Raw genomic sequence first — 23455 nt, forward strand, 5'->3', positions numbered from 1 at the left:
TCGGTACCTGAGGACGACGGCCCGATCGACGATCAGCCGACGCGCGCCCGGCACGCCCGCCGTGAAGGTTGGCCTGAGACCCATCGAACCGACCTGGAGGCGGAGTGAGAATCAAGGGGACGCGAGGGGCGGCGGGAACGGTCGCGGCGGTACTGGCGATCGGCGTGCCGGTCGTGGCGGTGCCGTCATCGGCTTCGGCGCTGCCCGGGCGAAGACCCGAGCAGTTGTACGTCGCGCCTTGGGGCAAGGACGCCTGGCCGGGCACCATCGAACGGCCTTTCGCCACACCGGCGCGCGCGCAGAAGGCCGCCCGGGCACGGACTGCGCGGATGGCGTCGGACATCGTGGTGAACTTCCGGTCCGGGACCTACCGGCTGACGGCGCCGCTGAACCTGACGGAGGCGGCGGGCGACTCGGGACGCAACGGCCATCGGGTGATTTACCAGGCATACGGCTACGGGACGCCGCGCCAGGAGAAGGTGACCGTCAGCGGTGGCCGACAGATCAGCGGATGGCGGCCCGACGAGCAACTGAAGGGATTCTGGCGCGCCGACGTCGGGGGAACCGACATCCGTCAGCTTTATGTCAACGACAGGCGGGCGTCGCGACTCGTCCGTGGCAACTCGGGTCTCGCGGACAAGCTGAAGCCGACGAAGACCGGCTACACCACCACGAGCCGCATTCCGAGAACGTGGCGCAACCCCCGCGACATCGAGTTCATCTATCGGTACGGCTATGCCGAAGGCCGGTGCGGCGTGGCCGGAATCTCCGGCTCCGGCTCCGGGCAGACCACCATCACCATGGATCAGCCCTGCTGGGGCATGCTCCGGAACCTGTACGGCGCGGACGCGCCCAAAGAATGGTTCGCGGTGGAGAATTCCCCGAGCTTTCCTAGGGCGCCGGGCAGCTGGTATCTCGACCGCTCCCGGCCCGGACGGCATGTGTTGCTGTATCGCCCGCGTCCAGGCGAGGTCATGCGCCGCGCCCAGGTCACCGCTCCCGTTCTGGAGTCTCTCGTCAACGGTACAGGTCAGCCGGGCCGTCCATTGCATGACGTCGCCTTCAAGGGCCTGGCGTTCGCGCACGCCACTTGGCTGGCGCCCAGCGAGCCGGACGGATTCGCCGCGGCGTGGAGCATGTACATGCGGCCGGGGAAGGACGGTGAAATGACGGCGCTGACAGTGCCGGGCAACGTCGCCTTCCGCACCGCGGAACGGATCAGTGTGGAGGGCAACCGCTTCGTCCACCTGGGCGCCCAGGCTCTTGAGTTCTCCGAGAACAGCTCGTACAACGTCGTGGACGGCAACGTCATCACCGACGTCTCGGACGGAGGTATCTTGATGGGCGTCGTCCCGCCCGACACGAAAGGCACCAACCGCGGCAACCGCATTACCAGCAACTGGATTCACGGCACCGGAATGGACTACCGCGCGTCGTCCGCCATCTGGGACACCGCGACGCAGCACACGATCATCGCGCACAACCAGGTCAACGACATGCCTTACAGCGGGATCCTGTCCGGCCCCAGCGACGACCTGCGGGGCATCATGCACGGCAACCGCATCCTCAACAACCGGGTCTTCCGGACGAACCGGCTCTTGGCGGACGGCGGCGGGATCTACCTTCGGGGCCAGCAGGGTGCATCCTTCGCGGACGGGGCCCTCATCAGCGGAAACGCCGTCACGGAAAGCAAGTTCGACCCCGAATGGAACGTCGGCATCTACACCGACGACAGCTCCAATTGGGTCACCTTCGATCGCAATGTCGTCTACGACTATGTGGCCTCGATCGGCGGCTGCAGTGAGGAGTGGGGCAAGCGTCCCGTCCAGAACGTGCGGTACCGCGAGAACTTCTGGGACGACGCCGTACCCGAATGGTTGAAGCGCAAAGATTATCCGGGAGCCTGGCCTCCGGCCGACGAGCAGAACCCTGAAGAAGGGTGCGGCGAACCCCGGAGACTGCAGTTCGCCGCCAACACGAAACTGCCGCCGGCCGACCCGGGTCAGGCATGCTCCAGCAACCCCGAATGCGCCGCGATCGTACGCAAGGCCGGGCTGCTCCCGTCCTACCGCCACCTCCTGCACGCGCCATGACGGCGGACGCGAGCCTCAGGCGCCACCGGCACCGAGGCCAACATCCTCAAACTCGCCGAACTCCACGCCACCCTGACCCCCCGAGCAGCCGAGGGCGGGACCCACATCAAGGCCACCTACCGGCGCACTCAAGCGGTGGGCGGTGCCGAGGACGACCCAGCCGCCCGTGCCGTCGGCGTGATTTGACGAGACCGCCGCCGATAGGCGTGTGAGCGATTTGTGAGCGCGCCGCGGCAGCCTGGCGGCATGAATTACGCATTCCAGGCCGATGGCCTGGTCAAACGATTCGGAAAGACGACCGCGCCGGCCGGCCACCGTCCTCGGCGTGCTGGGGCCCAATGGAGCGGGGAAGACGACCGCCGTGCGGATCCTCGCGACACTGCTGCGCCCGGACGGGGGCCCGGGCGGAGGTCTGCGGGCTCGACGTCGTCCGGGACGCGGCCAGGGTGCGGGAGCTGATCGGCCTCACCGGGCGGTACGCGTCGGTGGACGAGGACCTCACGGCGACGGAGAACCTCGTCTTCATCGGGCGGCTGCTCGGCATGTGCAAGGCGGCGGCGCGTGTCGGCGTACTCCGGCGGGAAGAGGCGTGGCGGCTGATCCGGTCGATGACGGACCGCAGCGGCACCGCCCTGCTGACCACGCAGTACGCGCGATGGCGGTCGCCACACCCGTGATGTTGTCGAGGCCCGCAGTGGCGGCCAGCGCCTGGTAGTGCGCGATGCCGCCATCGACATCGTCGCCCTCCTTGCGTTTGAAGAACGCCAGCCAGAACCGAGCCGGAAATGCCGGAAATGCAAGCCCGTGCAGCAGAAGGGTGAGGTAGAGCCCGGTCAACAGGAGCAGCGGGATCAGCATCCACGACCCCCAGACGAAATACTGGCAGCGGACAGGGAGCAGCCGGGCCGTATCTACTCGGGGGAAGGGGCTCGGCATGGCCGTCACCCCTGCGCCCGGACGTGCGGAGCCAGGTCGAGTGCAACCGAGCAGGTGCCTTCGGCCGTGTAACCGCCGATCGGGTCAGTTGGCGGGAGTCCCTCGCTGGAGTCCGGAAGCCGAAGGACCAGATCCGCCGCCGAAGCATCGTCGATCTGGAACGCCTTGATTGCCTCCCGGCGGACCTTGCCGACCCGCCACCCGGGCTTCGCCTGGACATTTCGCGACGCGCCACGGTCGTAGCATGACGTCGCGTCGGCTTGGTCGGCCATAGCTGACTCGCCGGCGCTCGTGCGCGACCGCCCGCTGGGACTGCCGGGGTCACCGCGCGGCCGTCGTTGGCGAGTCCCAGTCGATGCGGTGCCCGTACATCCATTTCATGGCGTCTGGGCCTGGCGTGTACAGCTTGAAGAGCAGCGGCAGCACGTGCCGCATCACGGGGCCGAGGGTCTTGCCGTCGCCGTTGCGCTTCCCTTGCGAGACGACACGTTCCACCCGTGTACGACGCAATGACTCGTATGTGGTGAACGCGGCGGGGACGCTGTCGGAGTCGCGCAGGCATTTCGCGAGCGTGACCGCGTCTTCGATCGCCATCGACGCGCCCTGGCCCGATGCCGGTGAGGTGGCGTGTGCCGCGTCCCCGATGATGATCATCCGGTCGCGGTGCCAGGTCGGCACCTTCGGGAAGTCGTAGGTGTTCCAGCCCGGGAAGATCTCGTCGCTCGCGGTGACGAGGGCGCGGGCGGGGCCGTCGTCCTTGGTGAACAGGTCGAGCATTTTGGTCCGCCATTGGTCCTCGCTGACGGCGGCCAGATCTTCCCTCGACAGCTCCTTCGGCTGGCGTGGGTTGGCGAACCACCACACGTCGCCGTTGGGGTGGGTGACATAGCAGTAGAAGCAGCCACGTCCGAAGACCATGTGCATCGTGCCGGGCTCGGCGTCAAGCCGCAGTCCTTTGGCATAGCCGCCGGTGTTGAGCAAGGGCACGTATCTCGGCGGCGGCGCCTCTGGGTCGATGATCGTGCGGACGGTCGAGCGCAGGCCGTCGGCGCCGATGAGCAGGTCAGCGTGCGCGGTGCTGCCGTCGGCGAAGGTGGCGGTGACGCCGTCCCTTGCCGGCGTCGCGGCCACCAGCCGCTTGCCGTACTCGATCGATACGCCGCGCCGCACGGCTTCATCCCGCAACGATCCATAGAGCGCGGCGCGGGTGATGGTCTGCGTGCTGGTCCCGTCGGGTAGCGCTGCCCCGAAACCGAACTCCGCCATGGGTTTCTTCCCACCCATGCCGATGGACATCTTCGTGGTCGCGAATCCCTTGTCGCGCACGACCGGGTGCGCTTCGAGCGTGCCGAGCGCGGCGATGCCGTTGACCGCCAGGGTCAGGAAAGCGCCGACGCCGTCCGCGCTGCTGTCGTACGCCTCATAGACGGTCGCGTCGATGCCGGCCTTCTGGAGTGCCATCGCCGTTACCGGCCCGGCTACACCGCCGCCGATGATCAGTGCTCTAGTCATGTTATGACTATACATAGAATGACTGACTACGCAAGAGGTATTAGGGTCTGTCCTGTGGCGAGGAGCATCGATCGGCGGTCCGTGCTGGCACTCGTGCTGCTTTCCCTGCTGGCGGAGGAGCCGATGCACCCGTACCGGATGCGTGAGGTGATCAAGGAGCGCGGCAAAGATCGGGTCGCGAACGTGGCGCAACGCAACAGCGTCTACCAGACGATCGACCGCCTGATGCGTGCCGAGCTCGTCGCCGTCCGGGAGACCGCCCGCGACGAGCGCCGGCCCGAACGCACGGTGTATGAGATCACCGACGCCGGCTGGGACGCACTGCGCACCTGGACCGCCGAGATACTTGAGAGCCCGGCCCGCGAGTTCCCGGAGTTCCCGGCCGCGCTCGCCACGGTCATGGTCCTGACTCCGGAGGACGTGACAGCCAGGCTGGCGAAGCGGGTGGCCGAACTGACCACCTCGCTGGCGGCCGACCGTGAGGCCCTCCGGGCCGTGCCGGAGCTGCCACGTCTGTTCCTCCTCGACGAGGAGTACTCGATCGCGGTCCGCGAGGCGGAGTTGAAGTGGATCGAGGGCGTGCTAACGGCGCTCCGGTCTGGCGAGCTCGTGTGGTCGGAGGAGTGGATCCGCGCGGTGGCCGAAAAGTTCGCTTAGGAAATCAGTCCGACCCAAGCGCCGATCCTGCGGCTTGTGCAGCCTCATCGCCTACGACCATTAGGAATCAATCATCTAGGTGACGGCCCGACCCGCTCCCCTCACCTCCCCCTGGACTCGTCCACAGGCATGGGATCGGCCGCAACTGGCCCGGGACCTCAGCTAGCCGCGACTGCCCCACACTCTCTGCCCGCACGATCCGATCCAATTCCGTTCGCGAAAGCGCGTGTTCGTGCGCTCTGCCACCTGCTCATGAACGCCGGGAGATGCAGCGTTTGCGCCGGTGGGTGATGTTCACATCACCGGACAGGCAGGCTGGCCGGTGATTGGCTGCGGGGTGGATGCCTTGCACGGCACGCTGCGGGCGAATGCTTTCGTTCCCGCCCGAGAGGCCTGGTCATGCGCGCGCCTTGTGCCCCTTCGACCACTGCGGCGGGCGCCGTGCTCGACCCTTCCACCACCTCGGCGGTCGGCACAGCAGCACCCCTTGGGCCTACGCCCCCCTCTCAGGGCGGGCCCGCCACATCACGCTGCTGGCTCTCGACCTTTGGACGCCATCGATGGCTGACGCACACGGACAGTTCGAGGAGGCTGACAACTAGTCCGTCCGCCACCGGGTGTGGTCCACCGACCTTCATGGTCGGCCTGATGATCACGCCCACCCCTGTGGAACATCCGATCGTCGGCAGCGCGTTTCTGTCTGGGACCCTTGTTCAGGTGCCGGAGGCCATGTAGGCGGCGAGGATGTAGTTGGGGTGTCGGTCGAGGTTGTTGCGGGCTCGGTCGTAACGCATGGTGGTGCGGGGGTCGGCATGGCGTGCGGCGATCTGCACGTCGCGGAGGTCGACGCCTGCGTCGAGCATGGTGGTCACGAAGGTGTGGCGGAGCATGTGCGGATGCATCCTCGGCAACCGGACAACGGATTCGGCTGCCAGTCGGCGTAGGCGGCGGGTGGCGGCGTGCCGATCCATCCGGGCTCCGCGGGTGTTGAGCAGAATCGGCCCGCCGGTTCGATCACCGATGGCTTGGTCGATGGCTCTGCCGACCGCCGGTGGAAGAGGAATCAGCACCATCCGGGTGCCCTTGCCGATCACGCGTAGGACCCGGTGGCCGTGTTCCTCGCCCAGGTCGTCGATGTCGGCCCCGGTGGCCTCGAAGATCCGCAGTCCGAGTAGGCCGAGCATCGTGACCAGCGCGAAGTCGTTGGGGTTGGTCGATGCCCGTGCAGCCATCAGCAGTGCCTCGAACTGCAGATGGGACAACCCGAGGGTAGGCGATTCCGGCGGTACGTTCGGGCGACGGACGTGGTCGGCGGGCGAGTGCTCGAGGATCCCGTCGATCACGCACGTGCGGTAGAAGCCGGCCACCACTGACAGCCGCCGCGACACGGTCGAGGGCCGGAACCGGCGGACCTCCTGCAGCCACCGCACGTACATCTCCACATGCGCGCGCCGTACCGCTAAAGGCTCCAGGTGCCGTTCGGCGCACCAGTTCAGGTAGATCCGCAGGTCCGACTCGGTGCGCATGCGTGAGTCACCCTTGTACCGGGCCAGGTAGGCGAGCGTCGCCAACCGCATGACGTCATAGCTGCGGCCTCGGCGCCAGGCGTCGCTCCCAAGAGCTCATCGAACGAAGTCATACCTGCGAGGCTGCGCCCGCATCAGGCGCAAGACTAGACCGACCACACGCGGCATGTGCGTGCGTTGCTTCGGCGGCTTCGGCGGCTTCGGCGGCTTCGGCGGCTTCGGCGGACGGCCAGCCGACCGGCCGGAACCTTTGGGCGGCTCCGTGTTCGATGGGAGCGTTGTTCGGTCTGGGGCTGGCCGGTGAGCCGGTCGAGTGCGTGGGTGAGGGTGGTGAGGTTGTCTGGGTCTGCAGCGAGGTCGTCGACGCCGACCGAGGGCCATGCCGCGTAGTCCTTGGCGCGGGCGTCGCTGATCTTGGGTTCGAGGGGCGGGATGGCGACCAGGTCGTCGGCGAAGGCCGAGATTGTGTCGGCGGGCAGGTGGTTGATCAGGGTGCCGAGGTTGATCCAGAGGGCGGGCCTGCCGCATGCTGGCACAGCAGGCACGAACACCTCGAAGATCACGGACTGTCACAAGACCTGTTACGCGCCACTTGGATGAGCATCAAACGTCACTGCGGATGAGCATCGCCGTCGGGATAGGGGCTGACCGGAACTTGGGTGATGACGCCCAGGCTGTGGCGGTGAAGAGGATGCTGACGGACCGCCTCCCGCGATGGCGGTGTGTGAGTGGGTGCTGCCGGGGCAGTCTGCCCGCCCGCCCGGACAGACGACCGTAGCTGTCTTCGGGCAGGCGGTCAGGCCGCGCGGACCGGGTGGCGAAGGATCGTGCGCATCCGTGCCGGGTCTGTCTCTTGGACGTCGGATAGGTAGATCTCGTGGTGCAAGCCGTTCATGACCAGCCCGGAGCGCTCCATGAACTTCTCCATCAGGGCCAGCGTCCTGGGCTCATCCGCGTATGCGCCGCGGTGCAGCGCCTGCACACACCGCCCCTCGGCGAAGGTGACAAGCTGGACGCGGGCGGCAGCAGGATCGTCGGAGGCCTGCCTGGCCTGGTCGAACCACTCATCGGCCACCGAGTCCGGCAGCCGCAGAAAGACATGCCACCACCACTGCACGCGCGGCACATCAAGCGGTGGCCGTTCGTCTTCCACCCACCAGCGGCCCTCCAACGGCGGCATCTCGAAGGGCGCGCCGCCTGCGGCGGCGATGCCCAGCAGAGGGCCGGCAACGCTGTACAGCGCCTGGATACTCGTGGTGTGCACCGCCCCGCCTGGCTCGCCCTGCCCGGTCACCGATAGGCCGTGCACCGGGCCGAATTCGACGAGCTCTGGGGAATCAGAAGCGGAATACCAGTTCATTCAGAGTCCTCCAGTTTGATCATCAGATGCGTCACCAACTGCTCCGCTGGTGTGGTGGTCGGGTCGGAGACGTACACCTCGCGTAGCGGACCGATCGGCGTGTGCCCGTGATCGCCCACGCACGCGAACAGAGCGTGTCCGGTGAGTGCGACCTGGTCGTAGGGGCCGATGTGGGTCGCCGAGGCGTACACGCCGCCCGGCAGGAGGTCGGGCCCGTCCGGGGTCTCGGCGGCCACCGCCACCTCGACCCGCTGCGACAGGTCGAGCGGGAACAGCCCGATCAGCGGGATCTTCGGCGGGCCGGTCGCCTCGATCAGCCGAGCCACGCACGCCGAGGTGACCGCGCCGATCTCCTCCTGATCGGCCACCTCCCGCACCATCACCACCCGGCGAGCGGGCTCTCGTACGAGCGTCACGTCCGCCCGCGGTAGCCCGTCGGCGAGTACCCGATCGAGTGTCGCGAGGGTGCGCCTTCGGCGCGCGAGGTCGGCCTCCATACGGTCGCGTACGCCGCCGAGCACTCCGTCCTCGCCGGCCAGCACCCGCCCGACCTCCGCAAGAGGCACATCCAGCGAGCGCAACAGCCCGATCAGCAGCGCCTCGCGAGCCTGGCCAGGCCGGTAGTAGCGGTAGCCGTTGTCGGGGTCGACGTGCGCCGGCGCCAGTAGCCCCAAATCGTCGTAGTGCCTCAGCTGCTTGACGCTGAGCCTGCACAGCCGGGCAAACCGCCCGATCGGCAGATATCCGTTGTTCACTCGACCAGCATGGACGCTCCCGCAGTGGGAGAGTCCAGCCGCGCGGAATCCAGCGCTCCCCTCACCCAAGACGGCCGGGCATCACCATCTCCTCGTCACCACGGCGTCGCTGACCACAGCAGAGTTTCGGCATCCCGACATGCTCAAATCCAACGACGTCTCGTGCCCAACCCGAGTGGCGCATAGCACAAAACCACGATCATCAAATTCCATACCTGCAGTCTGTTACGACTTAACCGGCACCCCTCATTTGCCGGTCGCCCTTATTCGCCGTCCTCGATCAGTAGGCCGAAGGCGGCTCGGGTGGCCGTGGTGTCAGCGTCTTGCCTTGTCACTGTCTTCGCGGGGGCTCCGGGCGGATCGGTCAGCACGTACAGTCCTCGGCCGGTGCGGCGGAGTGGTGTTCCACCTGCGCTGGGCGGTCCTCCAGGCGCATTACTGATCACGCCCTGGAAGGTGGGGTCGAGGCTTGGCCAGTCGTGATCACGACGCGGGTAGCGTGCCCAGATCCACACGTAGATGGCAATCCGCGTGAAGGGCGTCTGCCCAGCGGCCGTCAGTGCGCGGGCCGCCTGGAGGATGAGCCGCCAATTCTCCGTACCCTCGGCCACACGGCCTCCTTGTTGTCTCCTAACATCAATATGCCCACCGGGCAGTCGGGCAACTGCTCCGGATCATCGCGGTCGGATCGAGCCTGCGGTCGGCGGCATGAGTGTGCACGGCTCACAGCTATGCGGGTACCGGTTTGACACGTACGACCAGCACGTCGTTGTGGAGTTCGTCCGGGTTAAGAGCGAGCCCTGCCCATAGGGCCGTGGCCGCAAGGAGATTCAAGGGGTTGTGCGGAGCGCAACGCACGTCGGAAGCCAGCGGGCCGCCATCGCGCAAACGCTTGACCAGGGCACGCCCGGCCGCGTTCGCATCCGCGGCGTGCTGTCCAGCCACGACCGGAACAGGCTTTCCGGCGCCTGAGACGAACGCCTCAGCGAGCAGAAGCCGAGCCCTGCCCGCCTGCCACTGGACGGGCTGCGTCGTCACCATCAGATCGGGTGTCGCCACCACCAATCGACTTAGCATCCACGCCGTCTGGGCAAGGCCGGTGGCGAGCACGCCGGCGCCTGCTCCTGCCGACCATGGCCGGTTACCTTCGCCCTCCCGGGCCTTGCCCAACCAATGCCAACCGGTGTCCTCGGCGTCCGGCACGGGGACCGACATCGGCGACTCAAGAAGCAGCACCGCCTGCCGGTCATCCGCGAGCCCGGCCGCCACGCGTTCCATTGCGCTGCTCGGGTCCTCGCCTTCGGCGATCGCGTCCTGGACCGGAACGTCGAACGCCGCCCACGCGAACTTCGACGGCGACTTCACCGATCCGATGTCCACCGCCACCACACGAGGCCCCATAGTCGGCGATCAAACACCCTTCAAGATCTACCGCTGCCGTACGGCGATGGAGGACCTGTCGCCAGTACCTCGATCGGCTTCGGCTCGCTTCGGGTACGGGCCACCATCGGAAGCACCTGGACAAACTCGATCTCCCCCGACAGCGCATGGACCAGCTACCTACTGCCGATCAAGCGCGCCATACGTCCCACCGAAGACTTCGACGCTGGTGACATCGCGACCGTGACCGTCGAGCTCATCTATCTTTGACCACCGGCAGCGAACCTCATCAGCGCGCCATCAGCGGCAGATGAGGATGTTTCGTTGGGTTCGAGGACCGGCGGCCTCGGTAGTGGAAGCGCGCGAACGCCAGGCTTCCGATCAGTTCCGCGGGCCTGTTCCTGCGCGGTCGGTGGCGCGGTGGTGGTAGGAAGCACGCATGGCAGTTCGCGCGTCCTACGAGTCGATCTTTCGCGGAGGGAAGGACTACGCCGCCGCTCTTGTCGTGGCGCAGCGTGTCCGTAGCGTCGACGAGCTTGATCGTGGTGGTGCGAGCCTGCTGGGTACCGCCGGATACTACGGCCACGCCCCGCAAACGAGGTCCCGCGTATATCGAGACGACGGCCTCGGAGCGCGGACACTGCGCCCCAGCGGCGGCCGACGTGACGTCCGCGTCGGCCATCAGCTATCCCGCCGCGGACCGTGCGGCGGCATCAAGGCGAGCGGCTCGCCCGCCTTGCCGCCCAGGGCGGCGAGGCCCGCCGCTGCTACCGAGAACGCCCACTGCCGCTCCCCTCGAACTCGAGCGCGGCATCGGCAATCGCACCCCCGGCGCACGGCCGGCGAACGCCCCAAGCGCTGCGGCGACCGCAGCTGCCTCGATGTCGGTTCCCATCATCCCTCCTCGTCGGAGGCCGATGCGTCGTCAGGACGGTCAGCTGTTCGAGCGCGCACCAGCCGTACGCCGGTCGCAAGCAGCCACACGAGCCAGGCGGTGTAGCCGGGCATCCCTACGAAGAGGAGCCGTGAGCCGTCCGCGATCGCGAGGTTGGCCGCCCCGGCGGCGAGCAGCAGGCCTCCCCCGGCCACTGCGAGCAGACGCTGCCACGGCGGCGTCAGCCGGCTCGCATGCGCCGCCAGCGCAGCGCCGATGAATGTGGTGCCGAGCGCCGGCAGCGCCAACGCGAAGGCTGCTGCATGCAATTGCCAGGCGAGTTCGAACTCCGGGCTCGGCTCGGCGAGCTCGCCGGCGGACAGCACAACACCGTTCCACAGGACGGCGTAGAGCGCAAAGACTGCCGAGAGGGTCGCGCCTGCGGCCACCGCGAGGCGCGACCAGTCTGCGCCCGCACGCCCGCGGCGCTCGACGAGCCCGTGGAGACCGGTCAGGAACCCGAGCAGCAGCGGCAGGTTCAGCGCCTCCAGGCCGACCGCGATCGCGACCGCGACCCGGTGCTCCGCGTGGAAGGCGAGCACCTCCTTGATCGGGCCCCCGTAGTCTGGCGCTCCGGCCCAGACCACCACCGCGTTCTGGATCGCCACCGACGCTGCCAACGCGATCGCCGTCGCGCCCACGACCCGCTCTCGGAGCGTTCGGGCCGGGGTAGGCCCCGTCGTTGCCGCTGCCGCGCTCACGGGCACGTGCAGGATTCCAGCGCGGTGGCGGGGTTATGCGGTGATCTCATCTCACTCCTTCGTTGCGGTCGGATGATCGGTGCAACACCACGTCATTCGTTGGCGCAGGAATGGTCGGAATTGGTTTCGGAGTCTTCTTTGGCTGTCCGTTCCGGTGATGTGGAACAGATTGCTGGAGCGGCGGGATACGCCGCTACGAGCCCAGGTCGATGGTGGTTGGCCGAAGGTCTACACCGCGGGATCGACTTTGGTCGGATGCCGTGGGGCCCGACCCGGCCGTACCCTTTGATCATGATGGTCCCGGCGGACCCGCAGGATCGGAGTCCGCTACCGGCGGGCGTGACCAGCGATCCTGACCACGATCCGGTACGCCCGGCCGGGCGCACGATCCACGGCCGGGTGGTCGACGCCGCGTGTTTCCTGCTGGCCGTCGGCCTCACGGTGCTCGCCCTGGCCGACGGCCTCGCGCAACACATCGCACCAGTCCCGCTCACTGTCGACCTCGTCCTCGGCGGCCTGTGCAGTCTGGGGGTGTGGCTGCGCCGACGCTGGCCGGTCGGCTTGGCCGTGGTCGTGGGTCTGGTCAGCGTCTATTCGACGTCGGCGTCGGGCGCGGCGCTCGTCGCGCTGTTCACCGTCGCGGTGCACCGGCGCTTCGCGGTGGTCGCCCCGATCGTGGCCGGGTACGCGCTCGTACCGTTCCTGACGCTGCTGGTTCGGCCCGACGTCCCAGTCGGGTCCCCGTCGGAGATCGTGCTGGGCGTTGTCCTCGCGGCCGCGGTGCTCGCCTGGGGCATGTTCGTACGGGCCCGGCGCCAATCGCTGCGGGAGCGGGCTGGGCGGGTCGAGGCCGAACAGGAACTGCGCGTCGCCGAAGCCCGCCAGAGCGAACGCAACCGGATCGCCCGGGAGATGCACGACGTGCTCGCCCACCGCCTGTCCCTGCTGAGCCTGCACGCCGGGGCGCTGGAGCTACGCCCCGACGCCGCACCCGAGGAGGTCGCCCGTGCCGCCGGGGTGGTCCGCGACAGCGCCTACCAGGCGCTGGAGGACCTTCGGGAGGTGATCGGCGTCCTCCGCACGGGTGTCGACCGGTCCGACGAGACGCCGGAACGGCCGCAGCCCACCCTGGCCGACCTCCCTGACCTCGTCGACCAATCGCGGCGCGCCGGGATGCGGGTACGGCTCGACTGGCAGACCGACGCGCTTTCCGCCGTACCGGCTGGTGTGGGGCGCAGCGCGTACCAGATCGTGCAGGAAGGGCTGACCAACGCCCGCAAGCACGCCCCCAACGGCGAGGTGGCCGTCACCGTCCGGGCAACCCCAGGCGACGGCGTAACCGTCGAGATCCGCAACCCGTACCCGGCCGAGACCAGCCCTGCCGGCATCCCCGGCGCCGGCATCGGCCTCATCGGGCTCACCGAACGGGCCGCCCTCGCCGGTGGACGCCTCGAACACGGCCCCACCCCCGCCGGTGACTTCCGGCTCAGGGCCTGGCTACCGTGGCCTACCCTCTGATCGCGGTCGGAACCGGCCTCCGGCCCAGGTGAGCACGCACAAGGAGCCCAACGTGAACGCACCGGTGCGGGTCCTCATCGTCGACGACGACCCGCTCGTGCGGGCCGGCCTCACCATGGTCATCGGCGGCTCGCCGGACATCGCCGTGGTGGGCGAGGCCGGCGACGGAAGCGAAGTAGCCGCCGCCGTCGACGCATACGCCCCGGACGTGGTGCTGATGGACATCCGCATGCCCACCCTCGACGGCCTCGCCGCCACCGAAGGACTCCGCGCCCGACCCGACCCACCCGAGGTCATCGTCCTGACCACCTTCGACGCTGACGAATACGTCCTGCGCGCCCTGCGCGCCGGGGCCAGCGGCTTCCTGCTCAAACACACGCCACCCGCCGAGATCCTGCGCGCCATCGCGCGGGTTGCAGCCGGCGAACCTACCCTGTCGCCGACCGTCACCCGACGGCTCATCGCCCACCTCAGCGACACCGGCGCCGCCGCCCGGCAACAGCACGCCATCACCGCGCTGAATCAGCTCAGCGAACGCGAACGCGAGGTCGCCATCGCCGTCGGGCGGGGCAAGTCCAACGCCGAGATCGCGGGCGAGCTGTTCATGAGCGTGGCCACCGTGAAAGCCCACATTTCCCGCATATTCACCAAACTCGATCTCAACAACCGTACCCAGGTCGCCCTGCTCGCCCACGACGCCGGCCTCACCGGCTGACACCGGAAGCCTTCTGACCCCTGCCCGCTCCGGCGTGGGCGGGCGAGCCGGCCAACCCCTCACCGCCAGACAGCTCAGGCGGGGGCCATCGACCAACTTGCTATTGCCCAACTTCCGCACATCGGCATGAGCGGATGTTCTACCGGCGGTCCCGACTTCGGCCGCCGCTGTCGGGGTCCTGCTGGGCCTGGCGCTGGCGGCGCCCGGAGCCGTGGCCGTGGGGTGCCGCCCGCCAGTGGGTGGTGTCGATGGGCCCCGAGGCCCCAATCGCCTCCCGTAGCCGCCGCCGTCCGCCGCCTCTCATAGGCATGGCTGACATGCGGAGAGTTCGTCGGCGGCCCGGCCCTGGAAGGCGAACCCGCTGCGTCGCCTCCGGCCGCGGTAGGTGGGAACTCCAAACTGGTGGTGCCAGGTGCCGTGGCATTGCTCCAGCCGCCGTCGCCACGGCGCAGCTTCGGGCAGGCCTTGCCGGGCAGCCTGCCGTTGTGGTCGCAGCATCCGCGGAGCCTGAACATGCTTCCCCCTGCGGCCCTTCAGTCGTTCTCCTGGAGTGAGGGCTGCCCGCCCTAACTCGACCGGTCTGCACAGGCTCAAGCTCAAGCGCCAGTGAGGCCGAGGGCGGTAATCAGGTCGGCGGCCACCACCAGGCAGCTGCTACCGAGCCGCAGGACCCGGCAGGGAGGTCGCCGGTGCCGGCGAGCTGGCAGGCCTTGGTGCGTCCGGCGCCGAACACGTGCACGCGGTCACCAATTCGGTGGTCGCGGACAGCGAACAAACCTTCAACTCAGCCGCCACGTTTACCACCCAGCCGCCTGGCACCGGGGGTGGTGTGGTCAGAGGCGGCCCTTATGGATCGGTGTCGCCTCGATGGGACCAGGGCTGTCATGCTGCGGACTCCCGCGCCGCTCCAATCCGGAGCGCCGCGTCTCCACGACGCCAGTGAATCCCGTGGCGGGCGACCTCGGCCGACGGATGCTTTGGTCAGGCCGACGCTCGAAACGCTACGTCAACCAAGTCGACAAGGTCCGTCACCGAATGCATCGTGATGCCGAACTGGCTTGGGTGACCCCTTCAGAATCCACGAAGCGCACAAATCTGATAGCGGCGACTCCCCCGCTGGCTCCCGGGGCCACGAAGAGGTCATCGAGACACACTAGGGCGAGCCACGGATAACGCTCTGACCTGCGAAAACTTGGGGTGGGCGATACTGGGTTCGAACCAGTGGCCTCTTCGGTGTGAACGAAGCGCTCTCCCACTGAGCTAATCGCCCCGGTGGCCGCCGTGGTGGGGCGTGCCGACGTCGGAAACTCTAGCGCATGTTGGAGGTTGGACGCGCATCGATAAGGGGTGGGGTCACGTCCAGAAGGTGGGGTCTTCGATCTCCCAGGGGAGCGTCACGCCGTAGATGACCAGGTAGGCGGCCACGGCGGCGGCGACCAGGACGGCGGTCACGGTGCCGAGGATGGTGTTGCGGCGGCGTTTGCGGGGGTCGAGGGCCTTCTCCTTGGCGCGGTCCGCGGCGGTCTTGGCGCGGTGGAGGGCGCGCTTGGCCCACGCGAACTCGGTGGCGAGGATGGCCAGGCCGATGACGATGCCGAGGAAGCCGGGGCCGGGGGTCACCATCATGACGAGGCCGCCCACGAGGACGGCCGCGCCGACCGCGAAGACGCCGGCGCGCCAGGCGGTGTTGAGGAGGGGGTTGCGCCGGACGCGGGCGCGGAAGCGCTGGAACAGGCCCGGCTCCTCCGGCGGGGCCTCCTTTTCATGATTTATTGCCACGGATTTACCTTAAGCCAGCAGATGGGCCGCCGAGGACGCGGGAGACGGCTCGGATCGGCCCACGGGGCAGGCGACGGCGGCCGAAGGATACTTGCGAAAGATCCGCTTTTGCCCAGGTCAGACGCAGGTTTTGCTACGGTGAGATGGATCACAAACGCCGGGGACGCCGGAATGTTCGGCCGAGTTCAGGCAGTTAGCCGTCATAGATCGCGGGGATGTCCGTGTGAGGGAGAACCACGCACCGGCGCACCCGCGAGTCAGCGGGACCGACGTAAGAAGGAATGGCCATGAACAGCAGTACCACCGTCTCAGCAGAGCTGGGCCTTCGTCTCGTCGTCCCCGACCGCACGACCGTTCCCCTGCTCGCGGGGCTGGAGTACGCGGCCGACGACCCGTACGCGATCCGGATGGCCTTCTACGTGGGCGACGACGAGCCGGTGGAGTGGATCTTCGCTCGGGAGCTCCTCACGGTCGGCATCGTGCGCAAGGTCGGGGACGGGGACGTCGAGGTCTGGCCGGCCGCGGACGACGGCTCGCTCAACATCGCTCTGTCCTCCCCGTTCGGGGACGCGTTGTTCGAGGTGCCGCTCTCGCCGCTGGCCGACTTCCTCCACCGCACCTACCAGGCGGTGCCCGCCGGGGAGGAGAGCGAGTTCATCGACATCGACGCCGAGCTGGAGAACCTGCTCTGGCCGTCCTAGCCCGACAGGCGGGCGATGTGGCGCATCTTGTTCATCGCGTCCAGGGCGGCGACCTTGTAGGACTCGGCGAGGGTGGGGTAGTTGAAGACCGCGTTGACCAGGTAGTCGACGGTGCCCCCGCATCCCATGACCGTCTGGCCGATGTGGACGAGCTCGGTGGCCCCGGTGCCGAACACGTGGACGCCGAGGAGCCGCCGGTCCTCCGGTGAGACGAGGAGCTTCAGCATCCCGTAGGAATCCCCGATGATCTGGCCGCGGGCCAGTTCCCGGTAGCGCGACACTCCCACTTCGAAGGGCACCTTGGCCTCGGTCAGGGCGTCCTCGGTGCGGCCGACGAAGCTGATCTCGGGGATGGTGTAGATCCCGATGGGCTGGGTCTCGTGGATCTCCGAGACCGGCTCCCCGCAGGCGTGGTGGGCGGCGAGGCGTCCCTGCTCCATCGAGGTGGCCGCGAGGGACGGGAAACCGATCACGTCACCGACCGCGTAGACGTGCGGGACCTCGGTGCGGTAGTCGTCGTCGACCTTGATGCGGCCGCGGTGGTCGGCGGTGAGGCCCGCGGCCTCCAGGCCGAGGTCGCCGGTCATGCCCTGCCGCCCCGCCGAGTACATGACGGTGTCGGCGGGGATGCGCTTGCCGCTCTCCAGGACGGTGATCGTGCCGTGCTCCATCCGCTCGACGGACGCGACGCTCTCCCGGAACCGGAACGTGACGGCCAGGTCGCGCAGGTGGTACTTGAGCGCCTCGACGATCTCCAGGTCGCAGAAGTCCAGCATCCGCTCGCGCCGCTCGACCACGGTGACCTTGGTGCCGAGCGCGGCGAACATCGAGGCGTACTCGATGCCGATCACCCCGGCGCCGACGACGACCATGGTCTCCGGGATGCGGTCCATGTGGATGATGCCGTCGGAGTCGATGATCGTCCGGTCGTCGAACTCGACCGTGCCGGGACGCGCCGGGCGGGTGCCGGTGGCGATCACGATGCGGTCGGCGGTGACCTTCAGCTCGCGGTCGCCGGCCCCGGAGACGCCGATGGTGTTGGGCTCCAGGAAGCGTCCGGTGCCGGCCATCACGGTGACGTGGTTGCGGGCGAGCTGGCTGCGGATGACGTCGGTCTCCCGGCCGATGACGTGCTGGGTCCGCATGCCGAGGTCGGCGACGGTGATCTCGTCCTTGACCCGGTAGCTCTGCCCGTAGAGTTCGCGCTGGTTGAGGCCGGTGAGGTACAGAACGGCCTCGCGCATCGTCTTGGACGGGATCGTCCCGGTGTTGATGCAGACGCCGCCGATCATGTCGCGGCGGTCCACGATGCCGACCTTGCGGCCCAGCTTGGCCGCGGCGATCGCCGCGCGCTGCCCGCCGGGGCCCGATCCGAGCACGAGAAGATCGAAGTCGTTCACTCCCCCAGTCTGACGGCCCGCCGCCCTCCCGATAAGGGCTTTCGGAGGATCAATCCGGATCGGGCCTGGTTCGGCCGATGCCCGCGGCGAGCGCGTCGAGGCCCGCCTTGACGCGGTCGAGGGGCATGCCGCGGGTGCGGCGCTGGTGGAGGAACAGGTTCGCGGCCAGCGGGGCGAGGAGCGCGTCGGCGAGGTAGTCGGTGTCGGCGCCGGGGCGGATCCGGCCGATGAGCATCGCCAGGTGCATGTGGTACAGGCCGTAGGAGCCGTCCCGGAAGCGGGCGTCCGGCGGGTCGGCCTCCGCCATGAGCAGCAGTTCGGCCTGCGCTTCGGTGCGGTCGGCGAGCGCGTGCAGGAACGCGCGGAGGCGTTCGGGCGGGGTGGCGCCGGGGCCGAGCGGCGGCGGGCCGCGCAGGAACGCGGCCTGGAAGTCGCGCTCGCGGTCGTCGATCACCGCGAAGACGAGGCGGGCGCGGTCGCCGAAGCGGCGGTAGACGGTGCCGACGCCGACGCCGGCCTCCCGGGCGACCTCGTCCATGGAGACGGCCTCGGGGCCGCGGGCGGCGATCAGCCGGGCGGCGGCGCGGAGGATGCGGCGGCGGTTGAGCGCCGCGTCCGCACGCTCGGCGGGCGGGCTGCCCACGACCGGCAGCTCCCTCATCGCGTCCCCTCTCGGCACAGTACGGCAGCGTAGCCGGAGTTGTATCCGGAGAACTCTCCGATTAACCTCCCTAACCGGAAACTTTTCCTGTTATCGGAGGTGTGTCGGATGGCCTGGATCTTTCTGCTGGTCGCCGGGCTGATGGAGCTGGTGTGGGCGGCGGCGCTGAAGCAGTCCGACGGCCTGACGAGGCTCTGGCCGACCGTCATCGGTCTCTCGGTCGCGGTGCTCAGCGTCGTCGTGCTGTCGCTGTCGCTGCGGTCCCTGCCGGTCGGCACCGCCTACGCGGTCTTCGTCGGCCTGGGGGCGATCGGCGTCGCGCTCGTCGGCGTGGTCGCGTTCGGCGAGAGCGCGTCGCCGGCCCGGCTGGGATTCCTCGCCCTCATCGTCGTCGGCGTGGCCGGCCTTCAGGTGATGGAAAGCTCATAGGAGCCCGAAGATCGGGCAGAGTGAAGGCATGGCAAGGGAGATGCTGGGGATCGACATCGGCGGGTCGGGGATCAAGGGCGCGCCGGTCGACCTGTCGGACGGTTCGTTCGCCCGGGAGCGGTTCCGTGTGGACACACCGCAACCGTCCAAGCCGAAGGCGGTCGCGAAGGTCCTCGCCGAGGTCGTGGACCATTTCGGGTGGGACGGCCCGGTCGGCGTGACCTATCCCGGCGTGGTGATCGACGGCGTGGCGCTGTCGGCGGCGAACGTGTCCAAGCACTGGATCGGGCTGGACGCGGCGTCCCTGATCGCGGACGCGACCGGGCGGGAGATCACGCTGCTCAACGACGCGGACGCGGCCGGGGTGGCGGAGATGCGGCTCGGCGCGGGGCGCGGCCGGAGCGGCACCATCGTCCTGCTCACGCTGGGGACGGGCATCGGCAGCGCGCTGTTCACCGACGGGGTCCTCGTCCCGAACACCGAGTTCGGGCACATCCAGATCGACGGCAGGGACGCCGAGATCCGCGCGTCGGCGAAGGCGCGCGACGAGCACGATCTGGGCTGGGAGAAGTGGGCGAAGCGGCTCAGTGAGTACATGGTCCATCTGGAGGCGCTGATCTCCCCCTCGCTGATCATCGTGGGCGGCGGGGTGAGCCGGAAGTCGGAGCACTTCCTGCCGCTGATCGAGGGCGTGCGGGCCGAGATCGTCCCCGCCCGGCTCGTGAACAACGCGGGCATCGTGGGCGCGGCGATGGCGGCCGCCGCGGCGCATCCGGTGGAGACCGCCGAGCCCGCCCACGTCCGGGCCGCAGGCCGGACGGGCGGGCGGCAGCGCGCGAACGGGACGGCCGAGGCGGCGCGCTAGGGCGTTCTGAGCCGCACTGTCGCGATCTCCCAGGGCCGCAGCGCGAGCAGGGCCGTTCCGTCGTGCACGTCGAGCGGGACGCCGGGATCGCCGCGCAGCCCGACGCGGGTCGCCTCGGTGAAGTCCCCGCGCAGGACGGCCGTGGTGGGCTCGGTGCACTGGGCGACCATCCGGGTCTCGATCCAGCCGTCGCGGGCCCGGAACGAGGTCATGACCACTCCGTCACCCGTGATCGCGACGCCCGCCCGGGAGGCCGGCACGTCCGCCGAGGAGTGACCGTAACCGGGGGCGGTGAGAAGGTCGTGCCGGTATGCCTCGGCCGCCTGGAGGACGTCGATTCCGGGGCGCTCGCCGGTGTACGGCATGATCGCCAGGCCGACCGTCCGCTCGCCCCGGCACTGGGCCTGCGGCGTCGGGAGTTGCGGCCCGGCCGGCTGGTCACGGTAGGCGTTGCGGTCCCGGGACAGATGGCCGATCGAGCGCAGCAGGGTGAGCGCCAGCTCGCGTCCGCCGCCGGTGACCTCGTACTCGGTGACGTGCTCCAGCAGGACGGCGACGCCGCCCGCGGCGACGAACCCGGACGCGGGGAACGTCGGCACGGGACGTTCCCCGAAGCCGCCCTCGGCCGCCGGCCCCCGCTCGGTGATCGTGAACTGGCCCTCGGCGAAGGACGTCCTGGCCTGCCGGGGCAGGACCGTGTGCAGCCGTACGCGGTGGTCGTCGCAGCGGTTGTCGAAGGTGACGCGCAGCCGCAGGAACGGCTCGTCCGCGCGCAACTCGGCGCGGGTGGTGACCGTGACGTCCTCCTCGGCCTCTGATCGGGCGTCACGCGGGATGTCCCCGGCCGCCGGCCACCGGTACGTCCGAACGATGTCGAGCGCGGCGACGAGCGGCCCGTCCCAGACCGGCTTCACGTCGACGGTCAGCGAGTCGCCGATGATGCGGTCGGAGCCGGGCGGCGCGTAGTTGTAGGAGTCGCCGAGGTCGCCGCCGTCCACGATCCGCCCGACGTCTTCGACGACATGGCCGGACGGGGTGCGCAGCCGGAGCGTGCCGTCCTCGCGCACCTCGGCGCGCAGCAGCCCGTTGTCGAGGACGTTCTCCTCAGCCCTCACTCGTGTCTCCGTGGGGCCGGCCGGAGGCACAGGCCGGACGGTCGTCAGCCCCAGAGCGGGGACGTCGACCAGCGCGGCGACGCTCCGGCGCGGGTCGGCCAGGATACGGACGCGCCAGTCCCCGTCCGCGTCCCGCAGTGCCTCCCGCACCTCGCCGATGTCGAACGGGACGTCGGCGCGGGGCGTGACGTGGAAGGTGAGCGTGCGCTCCTCCCGGGACACCGACCAGTCGCGGATCTCCTGCCCGAACAGCACTCGCCCGTACACCCGCTCCAGCAGGATCGGCAGCTCGGAGGCCGGGTGGAGGGCGTCGTCCAGCACCGTGGGCGCGATCTCCAGCGTCTGGACGGGGACCGGCCGCCCGTCGCCCGTCACCAGGCCGGGCTCCCCTTTACACGGGATGTCCAGGGTGACCAGGCCCGCGCGGGCCGCCGGGGTCGGGTTGAAGACCAGATGGGAGCCGAGCGGCACCGAGGCGGCGCGTTCCGCGGTCACCAGGTCACAGACGGCGCGGCCGAGCTGCTCCGCCTCGGCCATGTGCGCCGCGACCTGCTCGGCCGTCTCGTCGCTGCCGCAGCCGGTGACCGAGTCGTGGCAGCTCACCTCGATGAGACGCCTCCACGCCAGATCGAGGAACCGCTCCGCGTCCCCCGAGTACCAGAGCGCGGTCAGCGGCTCGGCGTACCGCTCCACCAGCCGCTCGGCGCGTCCCATCAGCTGCTTCAGCCGGATCCGGGCGGAGATCACCCCGGGCAGGATGTTGGCGCGCGCGTGCGACCGCAGTTCGCCGCGGACGCGCGGCAGGCCGTCCACGACGGGGTCCTCGCCCGCGAAGTAGCCGGCGAGGGTGTCCAACCGCATCCCGAGCCCGGCGGACGCGATCCGGTCGGCGAGGTCGGCGGCGGGAGCGGTGTGGTCGGCACCGTACATGGCCAGCAGCGGGCCGCCGTCCGGATACCAGCGGCCCATCGACTCGGCGAACCCGGCGACGCGGCCCGGCAGCAGCGACGCGCCATCCCCGAACTCCTCGAACATCGACGCGGCGTTGCCGTAGCCGCCCTCCGGGAGGTACTGGGTGCGGATCGCGGTCCCGTCCGGCGCCTCCCAGGCGAACGCGCGGGTCCGGACCCGGTCCGGGACGCCGCGCCACACGCACGCGTGCTCGATCCCCGCCAGCCGGAGGATCTGCGGCATCTGCGCGCAGTGCCCGAACTGGTCGGGCAGGTAGCCGACCATCATCACGGCGCCCAGTTCCTCCGCGCGCCGCATGCCGAGCTCCAGGTTCCGGACGATGTTCTCCCCCGAGCACAGGAACTCGTCGTGCAGGATCTGCCAGGGGCCGACGGCGAGCCGGCCCTCCCGGACGAGCGCGGCCACCCGTTCCCGGCGTTCGGGACGGATCTCCAGGTAGTCGTCGACCGCCGCCATCTGCCCGTCCAGGGTGAAATGCCAGCGGGGGTCGGCCTCCATCCCGGCGATGACCCCGTCGAGCAGCGACACGAGCCGGAGCCGGAAGCGCTGGAACGGCAGGTACCACTCGCGGTCCCAGTGGGTGTGGGGGACGACGACGATCTCGGAACCCTCTACCCGCACAGTGCGATCACCTCGTTCTCGTGGGTCTCCAGGCGGTGCATGCCCGGCCCTCCGGCCGGCGTCCGGACGCGGTCTCCCCTGATCGCGGCGCGCCGCCCGTCCGGCCGGACGAGCACGGTCCCGTCCGCGCCGATCGCGATCAGCTCGTCACCGATTCGCAGCAGGACGGGCGCGTCCGGGGAGGCGGAGACGGACGTCCGGCCGGCCGCGAGCCCGCCCAGCACGTCCTCGCCCTCGGCGAGGACCCAGGTGACGGGCTCGCCGAGCGTCTTGTGCTGCGCCGGGTCGTGGAAGTCGCTGCCGCCGAGCGGGACGACGCCGCCGGGCCGCCACACGTCCGCCCAGGCCAGCGGGGCGCCCCAGCGCCGGTCCCACCAGGACGAATGCCAGATCTCGGCGTACCGCGGACGGAAGTCCGGGGGCAGCGGGCGGCGCCAGGCGCAGTCGCCGCTCAGCGGATGGTTGATCGACATGAGCCCGCCGCGCGCGTCCGCGAACGCGGCCCAGTCGGCGCTCGGCCGCCGGAAGTCGACCCAGCCGGTGTCGCCGAACACGTTGGCGTGCCCGAAGTCGGTGGTGACCTCCTGGCCGGGCACCAGAAGGACTCCGGCATGGGCGCCGGCCGCGGGCAGCTCCGGGTGATGGCTGACGGTGTTGTGGTCGGTCACCGCGAGGAAGTCGAGCCCGCGCGACGCGGCGAGGCACGCCAGTTCGTGAACGGTGAGCGTCCCGTCACTGTGGACGGTGTGGGAGTGGAGGTCGCCCGCAAGCCATCGCATTCCATCCGGCGCGGGCAGATCTCGGAGCGGTGGACGGTCTGGTCGT

At 69.4% G+C, this 23455-nt stretch carries 22 protein-coding genes, 1 tRNA gene and 1 pseudogene; 9 read left to right on the forward strand and 15 right to left on the reverse strand.

The features are described from left to right. Positions 1-104 precede the first annotated feature (104 nt). Together ACQPXG_RS26405 and ACQPXG_RS26410 are read left to right on the forward strand one after the other, a co-directional pair. Positions 105-2093: a right-handed parallel beta-helix repeat-containing protein gene (locus tag ACQPXG_RS26405; RefSeq protein WP_433461804.1), complete on the forward strand. Its 1989-nt coding sequence runs from the start codon at positions 105-107 to the stop codon at positions 2091-2093. A gap of 246 nt (positions 2094-2339) precedes the next feature. Next, positions 2340-2656 (forward strand): annotated as a pseudogene (locus ACQPXG_RS26410) (ATP-binding cassette domain-containing protein); the annotation flags it as partial. A gap of 378 nt (positions 2657-3034) precedes the next feature. Here ACQPXG_RS26410 and ACQPXG_RS26415 read toward each other — a convergent pair. Both ACQPXG_RS26415 and ACQPXG_RS26420 read right to left on the reverse strand, forming a co-directional pair. After that, positions 3035-3301: a hypothetical protein gene (locus ACQPXG_RS26415; protein WP_433461805.1), complete on the reverse strand. Its 267-nt coding sequence runs from the start codon at positions 3299-3301 to the stop codon at positions 3035-3037. Between the two features lie 49 nt (positions 3302-3350). Next, the gene (locus ACQPXG_RS26420; RefSeq protein WP_433461806.1) at positions 3351-4541 is read right to left on the reverse strand and encodes an FAD-dependent oxidoreductase; all 1191 of its coding nucleotides are present in this window, start codon (positions 4539-4541) and stop codon (positions 3351-3353) included. Between the two features lie 18 nt (positions 4542-4559). Here ACQPXG_RS26420 and ACQPXG_RS26425 point away from each other — a divergent pair, with 18 nt between their 5' ends. Continuing rightward, the gene (locus ACQPXG_RS26425) at positions 4560-5198 is read left to right on the forward strand and encodes a PadR family transcriptional regulator (protein WP_433461807.1); all 639 of its coding nucleotides are present in this window, start codon (positions 4560-4562) and stop codon (positions 5196-5198) included. A gap of 713 nt (positions 5199-5911) precedes the next feature. Here ACQPXG_RS26425 and ACQPXG_RS26430 read toward each other — a convergent pair. The 6 genes from ACQPXG_RS26430 to ACQPXG_RS26455 form a co-directional block, all read right to left on the reverse strand. After that, positions 5912-6775 (reverse strand): tyrosine-type recombinase/integrase, encoded by an 864-nt coding sequence (locus ACQPXG_RS26430; RefSeq protein WP_433461808.1) that lies wholly within the window; start codon positions 6773-6775, stop codon positions 5912-5914. 95 nt (positions 6776-6870) lie between these two features. Then, on the reverse strand, positions 6871-7269 hold the full coding sequence (locus ACQPXG_RS26435) for a hypothetical protein (RefSeq protein ID WP_433461809.1): 399 nt from the start codon (positions 7267-7269) through the stop codon (positions 6871-6873). Between the two features lie 251 nt (positions 7270-7520). After that, positions 7521-8084, reverse strand: coding sequence for a GyrI-like domain-containing protein (locus tag ACQPXG_RS26440; protein WP_433461810.1), 564 nt, complete (start codon positions 8082-8084; stop codon positions 7521-7523). After that, positions 8081-8839 carry a MerR family transcriptional regulator gene (locus ACQPXG_RS26445; RefSeq protein WP_433461811.1) on the reverse strand — a complete coding sequence of 253 codons (759 nt, stop codon included), beginning with the start codon at positions 8837-8839 and terminating at the stop codon, positions 8081-8083. The genes ACQPXG_RS26440 and ACQPXG_RS26445 overlap by 4 nt, the downstream gene beginning before the upstream one ends. A gap of 263 nt (positions 8840-9102) precedes the next feature. After that, complete coding sequence (locus ACQPXG_RS26450; RefSeq protein ID WP_433461812.1) at positions 9103-9450, reverse strand: DUF7669 domain-containing protein; 348 nt, start codon at positions 9448-9450, stop codon at positions 9103-9105. 118 nt (positions 9451-9568) lie between these two features. After that, entirely contained in the window at positions 9569-10228 is a 660-nt protein-coding gene (locus ACQPXG_RS26455; protein WP_433470180.1) for a hypothetical protein, read from the reverse strand. An 84-nt stretch (positions 10229-10312) separates the two neighbouring features. On the opposite strand from ACQPXG_RS26455, the gene ACQPXG_RS26460 reads away from it, so the two are divergent. Further along, positions 10313-10489 carry a DUF1905 domain-containing protein gene (locus ACQPXG_RS26460; RefSeq protein ID WP_433470054.1) on the forward strand — a complete coding sequence of 59 codons (177 nt, stop codon included), beginning with the start codon at positions 10313-10315 and terminating at the stop codon, positions 10487-10489. 624 nt (positions 10490-11113) lie between these two features. On the opposite strand, the gene ACQPXG_RS26465 is transcribed toward ACQPXG_RS26460, so the two are convergent. After that, positions 11114-11794, reverse strand: coding sequence for a hypothetical protein (locus ACQPXG_RS26465; RefSeq protein ID WP_433461813.1), 681 nt, complete (start codon positions 11792-11794; stop codon positions 11114-11116). A 351-nt stretch (positions 11795-12145) separates the two neighbouring features. Between ACQPXG_RS26465 and ACQPXG_RS26470 the strand changes: the two genes are divergently transcribed. Together ACQPXG_RS26470 and ACQPXG_RS26475 are read left to right on the forward strand one after the other, a co-directional pair. After that, positions 12146-13372 (forward strand): sensor histidine kinase, encoded by a 1227-nt coding sequence (locus ACQPXG_RS26470; RefSeq protein WP_433461814.1) that lies wholly within the window; start codon positions 12146-12148, stop codon positions 13370-13372. Between the two features lie 52 nt (positions 13373-13424). Further along, positions 13425-14087 (forward strand): response regulator, encoded by a 663-nt coding sequence (locus tag ACQPXG_RS26475; protein ID WP_433461815.1) that lies wholly within the window; start codon positions 13425-13427, stop codon positions 14085-14087. A 1198-nt stretch (positions 14088-15285) separates the two neighbouring features. Here the strand turns inward: ACQPXG_RS26475 and ACQPXG_RS26480 are convergent. Both ACQPXG_RS26480 and ACQPXG_RS26485 read right to left on the reverse strand, forming a co-directional pair. Beyond that, a tRNA-Val gene (locus ACQPXG_RS26480) sits at positions 15286-15357 on the reverse strand. An 83-nt stretch (positions 15358-15440) separates the two neighbouring features. Beyond that, positions 15441-15866, reverse strand: a complete 426-nt coding sequence (locus ACQPXG_RS26485) for a TIGR02611 family protein (protein ID WP_433461816.1) — start codon at positions 15864-15866, stop codon at positions 15441-15443. A 287-nt stretch (positions 15867-16153) separates the two neighbouring features. Between ACQPXG_RS26485 and ACQPXG_RS26490 the strand changes: the two genes are divergently transcribed. Then, complete coding sequence (locus tag ACQPXG_RS26490; protein ID WP_433461817.1) at positions 16154-16567, forward strand: SsgA family sporulation/cell division regulator; 414 nt, start codon at positions 16154-16156, stop codon at positions 16565-16567. Here ACQPXG_RS26490 and sthA read toward each other — a convergent pair. Both sthA and ACQPXG_RS26500 read right to left on the reverse strand, forming a co-directional pair. Beyond that, complete coding sequence (gene sthA, locus ACQPXG_RS26495) at positions 16564-17967, reverse strand: Si-specific NAD(P)(+) transhydrogenase (protein WP_433461818.1); 1404 nt, start codon at positions 17965-17967, stop codon at positions 16564-16566. The genes ACQPXG_RS26490 and sthA overlap by 4 nt on opposite strands. 49 nt (positions 17968-18016) lie before the next feature. Beyond that, the gene (locus ACQPXG_RS26500) at positions 18017-18628 is read right to left on the reverse strand and encodes a TetR/AcrR family transcriptional regulator (RefSeq protein ID WP_433461819.1); all 612 of its coding nucleotides are present in this window, start codon (positions 18626-18628) and stop codon (positions 18017-18019) included. Positions 18629-18736: 108 nt separating this feature from the next. Between ACQPXG_RS26500 and ACQPXG_RS26505 the strand changes: the two genes are divergently transcribed. Together ACQPXG_RS26505 and ppgK are read left to right on the forward strand one after the other, a co-directional pair. Then, positions 18737-19057: a DMT family transporter gene (locus tag ACQPXG_RS26505; RefSeq protein ID WP_433461820.1), complete on the forward strand. Its 321-nt coding sequence runs from the start codon at positions 18737-18739 to the stop codon at positions 19055-19057. A gap of 28 nt (positions 19058-19085) precedes the next feature. Further along, positions 19086-19922, forward strand: coding sequence for a polyphosphate--glucose phosphotransferase (ppgK, locus tag ACQPXG_RS26510; RefSeq protein ID WP_433461821.1), 837 nt, complete (start codon positions 19086-19088; stop codon positions 19920-19922). Here ppgK and ACQPXG_RS26515 read toward each other — a convergent pair. Next, the gene (locus tag ACQPXG_RS26515) at positions 19919-22630 is read right to left on the reverse strand and encodes an alpha-mannosidase (RefSeq protein WP_433461822.1); all 2712 of its coding nucleotides are present in this window, start codon (positions 22628-22630) and stop codon (positions 19919-19921) included. The genes ppgK and ACQPXG_RS26515 overlap by 4 nt on opposite strands. Then, positions 22621-23409 carry a CehA/McbA family metallohydrolase gene (locus ACQPXG_RS26520; protein WP_433461823.1) on the reverse strand — a complete coding sequence of 263 codons (789 nt, stop codon included), beginning with the start codon at positions 23407-23409 and terminating at the stop codon, positions 22621-22623. The genes ACQPXG_RS26515 and ACQPXG_RS26520 overlap by 10 nt, the downstream gene beginning before the upstream one ends. Positions 23410-23455: the final 46 nt, after the last annotated feature.

This window comes from Spirillospora sp. CA-128828 (assembly GCF_050945415.1).
Taxonomy (GTDB): domain Bacteria; phylum Actinomycetota; class Actinomycetes; order Streptosporangiales; family Streptosporangiaceae; genus Spirillospora.

Coding starts and splice junctions, on each gene's coding strand:
- ACQPXG_RS26520 (WP_433461823.1), bottom strand. CDS start 23,409: ATGCGATGGCTTGCGGGCGACCTCCACTCCCACACCGTCCACAGTGAC.
- ACQPXG_RS26420 (WP_433461806.1), bottom strand. CDS start 4,541: ATGACTAGAGCACTGATCATCGGCGGCGGTGTAGCCGGGCCGGTAACG.
- ppgK (WP_433461821.1), top strand. CDS start 19,086: ATGGCAAGGGAGATGCTGGGGATCGACATCGGCGGGTCGGGGATCAAG.
- ACQPXG_RS26490 (WP_433461817.1), top strand. CDS start 16,154: ATGAACAGCAGTACCACCGTCTCAGCAGAGCTGGGCCTTCGTCTCGTC.
- ACQPXG_RS26425 (WP_433461807.1), top strand. CDS start 4,560: ATGACTGACTACGCAAGAGGTATTAGGGTCTGTCCTGTGGCGAGGAGC.
- ACQPXG_RS26500 (WP_433461819.1), bottom strand. CDS start 18,628: ATGAGGGAGCTGCCGGTCGTGGGCAGCCCGCCCGCCGAGCGTGCGGAC.
- ACQPXG_RS26440 (WP_433461810.1), bottom strand. CDS start 8,084: ATGAACTGGTATTCCGCTTCTGATTCCCCAGAGCTCGTCGAATTCGGC.
- ACQPXG_RS26430 (WP_433461808.1), bottom strand. CDS start 6,775: ATGCGGTTGGCGACGCTCGCCTACCTGGCCCGGTACAAGGGTGACTCA.
- ACQPXG_RS26415 (WP_433461805.1), bottom strand. CDS start 3,301: ATGGCCGACCAAGCCGACGCGACGTCATGCTACGACCGTGGCGCGTCG.
- ACQPXG_RS26470 (WP_433461814.1), top strand. CDS start 12,146: ATGATGGTCCCGGCGGACCCGCAGGATCGGAGTCCGCTACCGGCGGGC.
- ACQPXG_RS26505 (WP_433461820.1), top strand. CDS start 18,737: ATGGCCTGGATCTTTCTGCTGGTCGCCGGGCTGATGGAGCTGGTGTGG.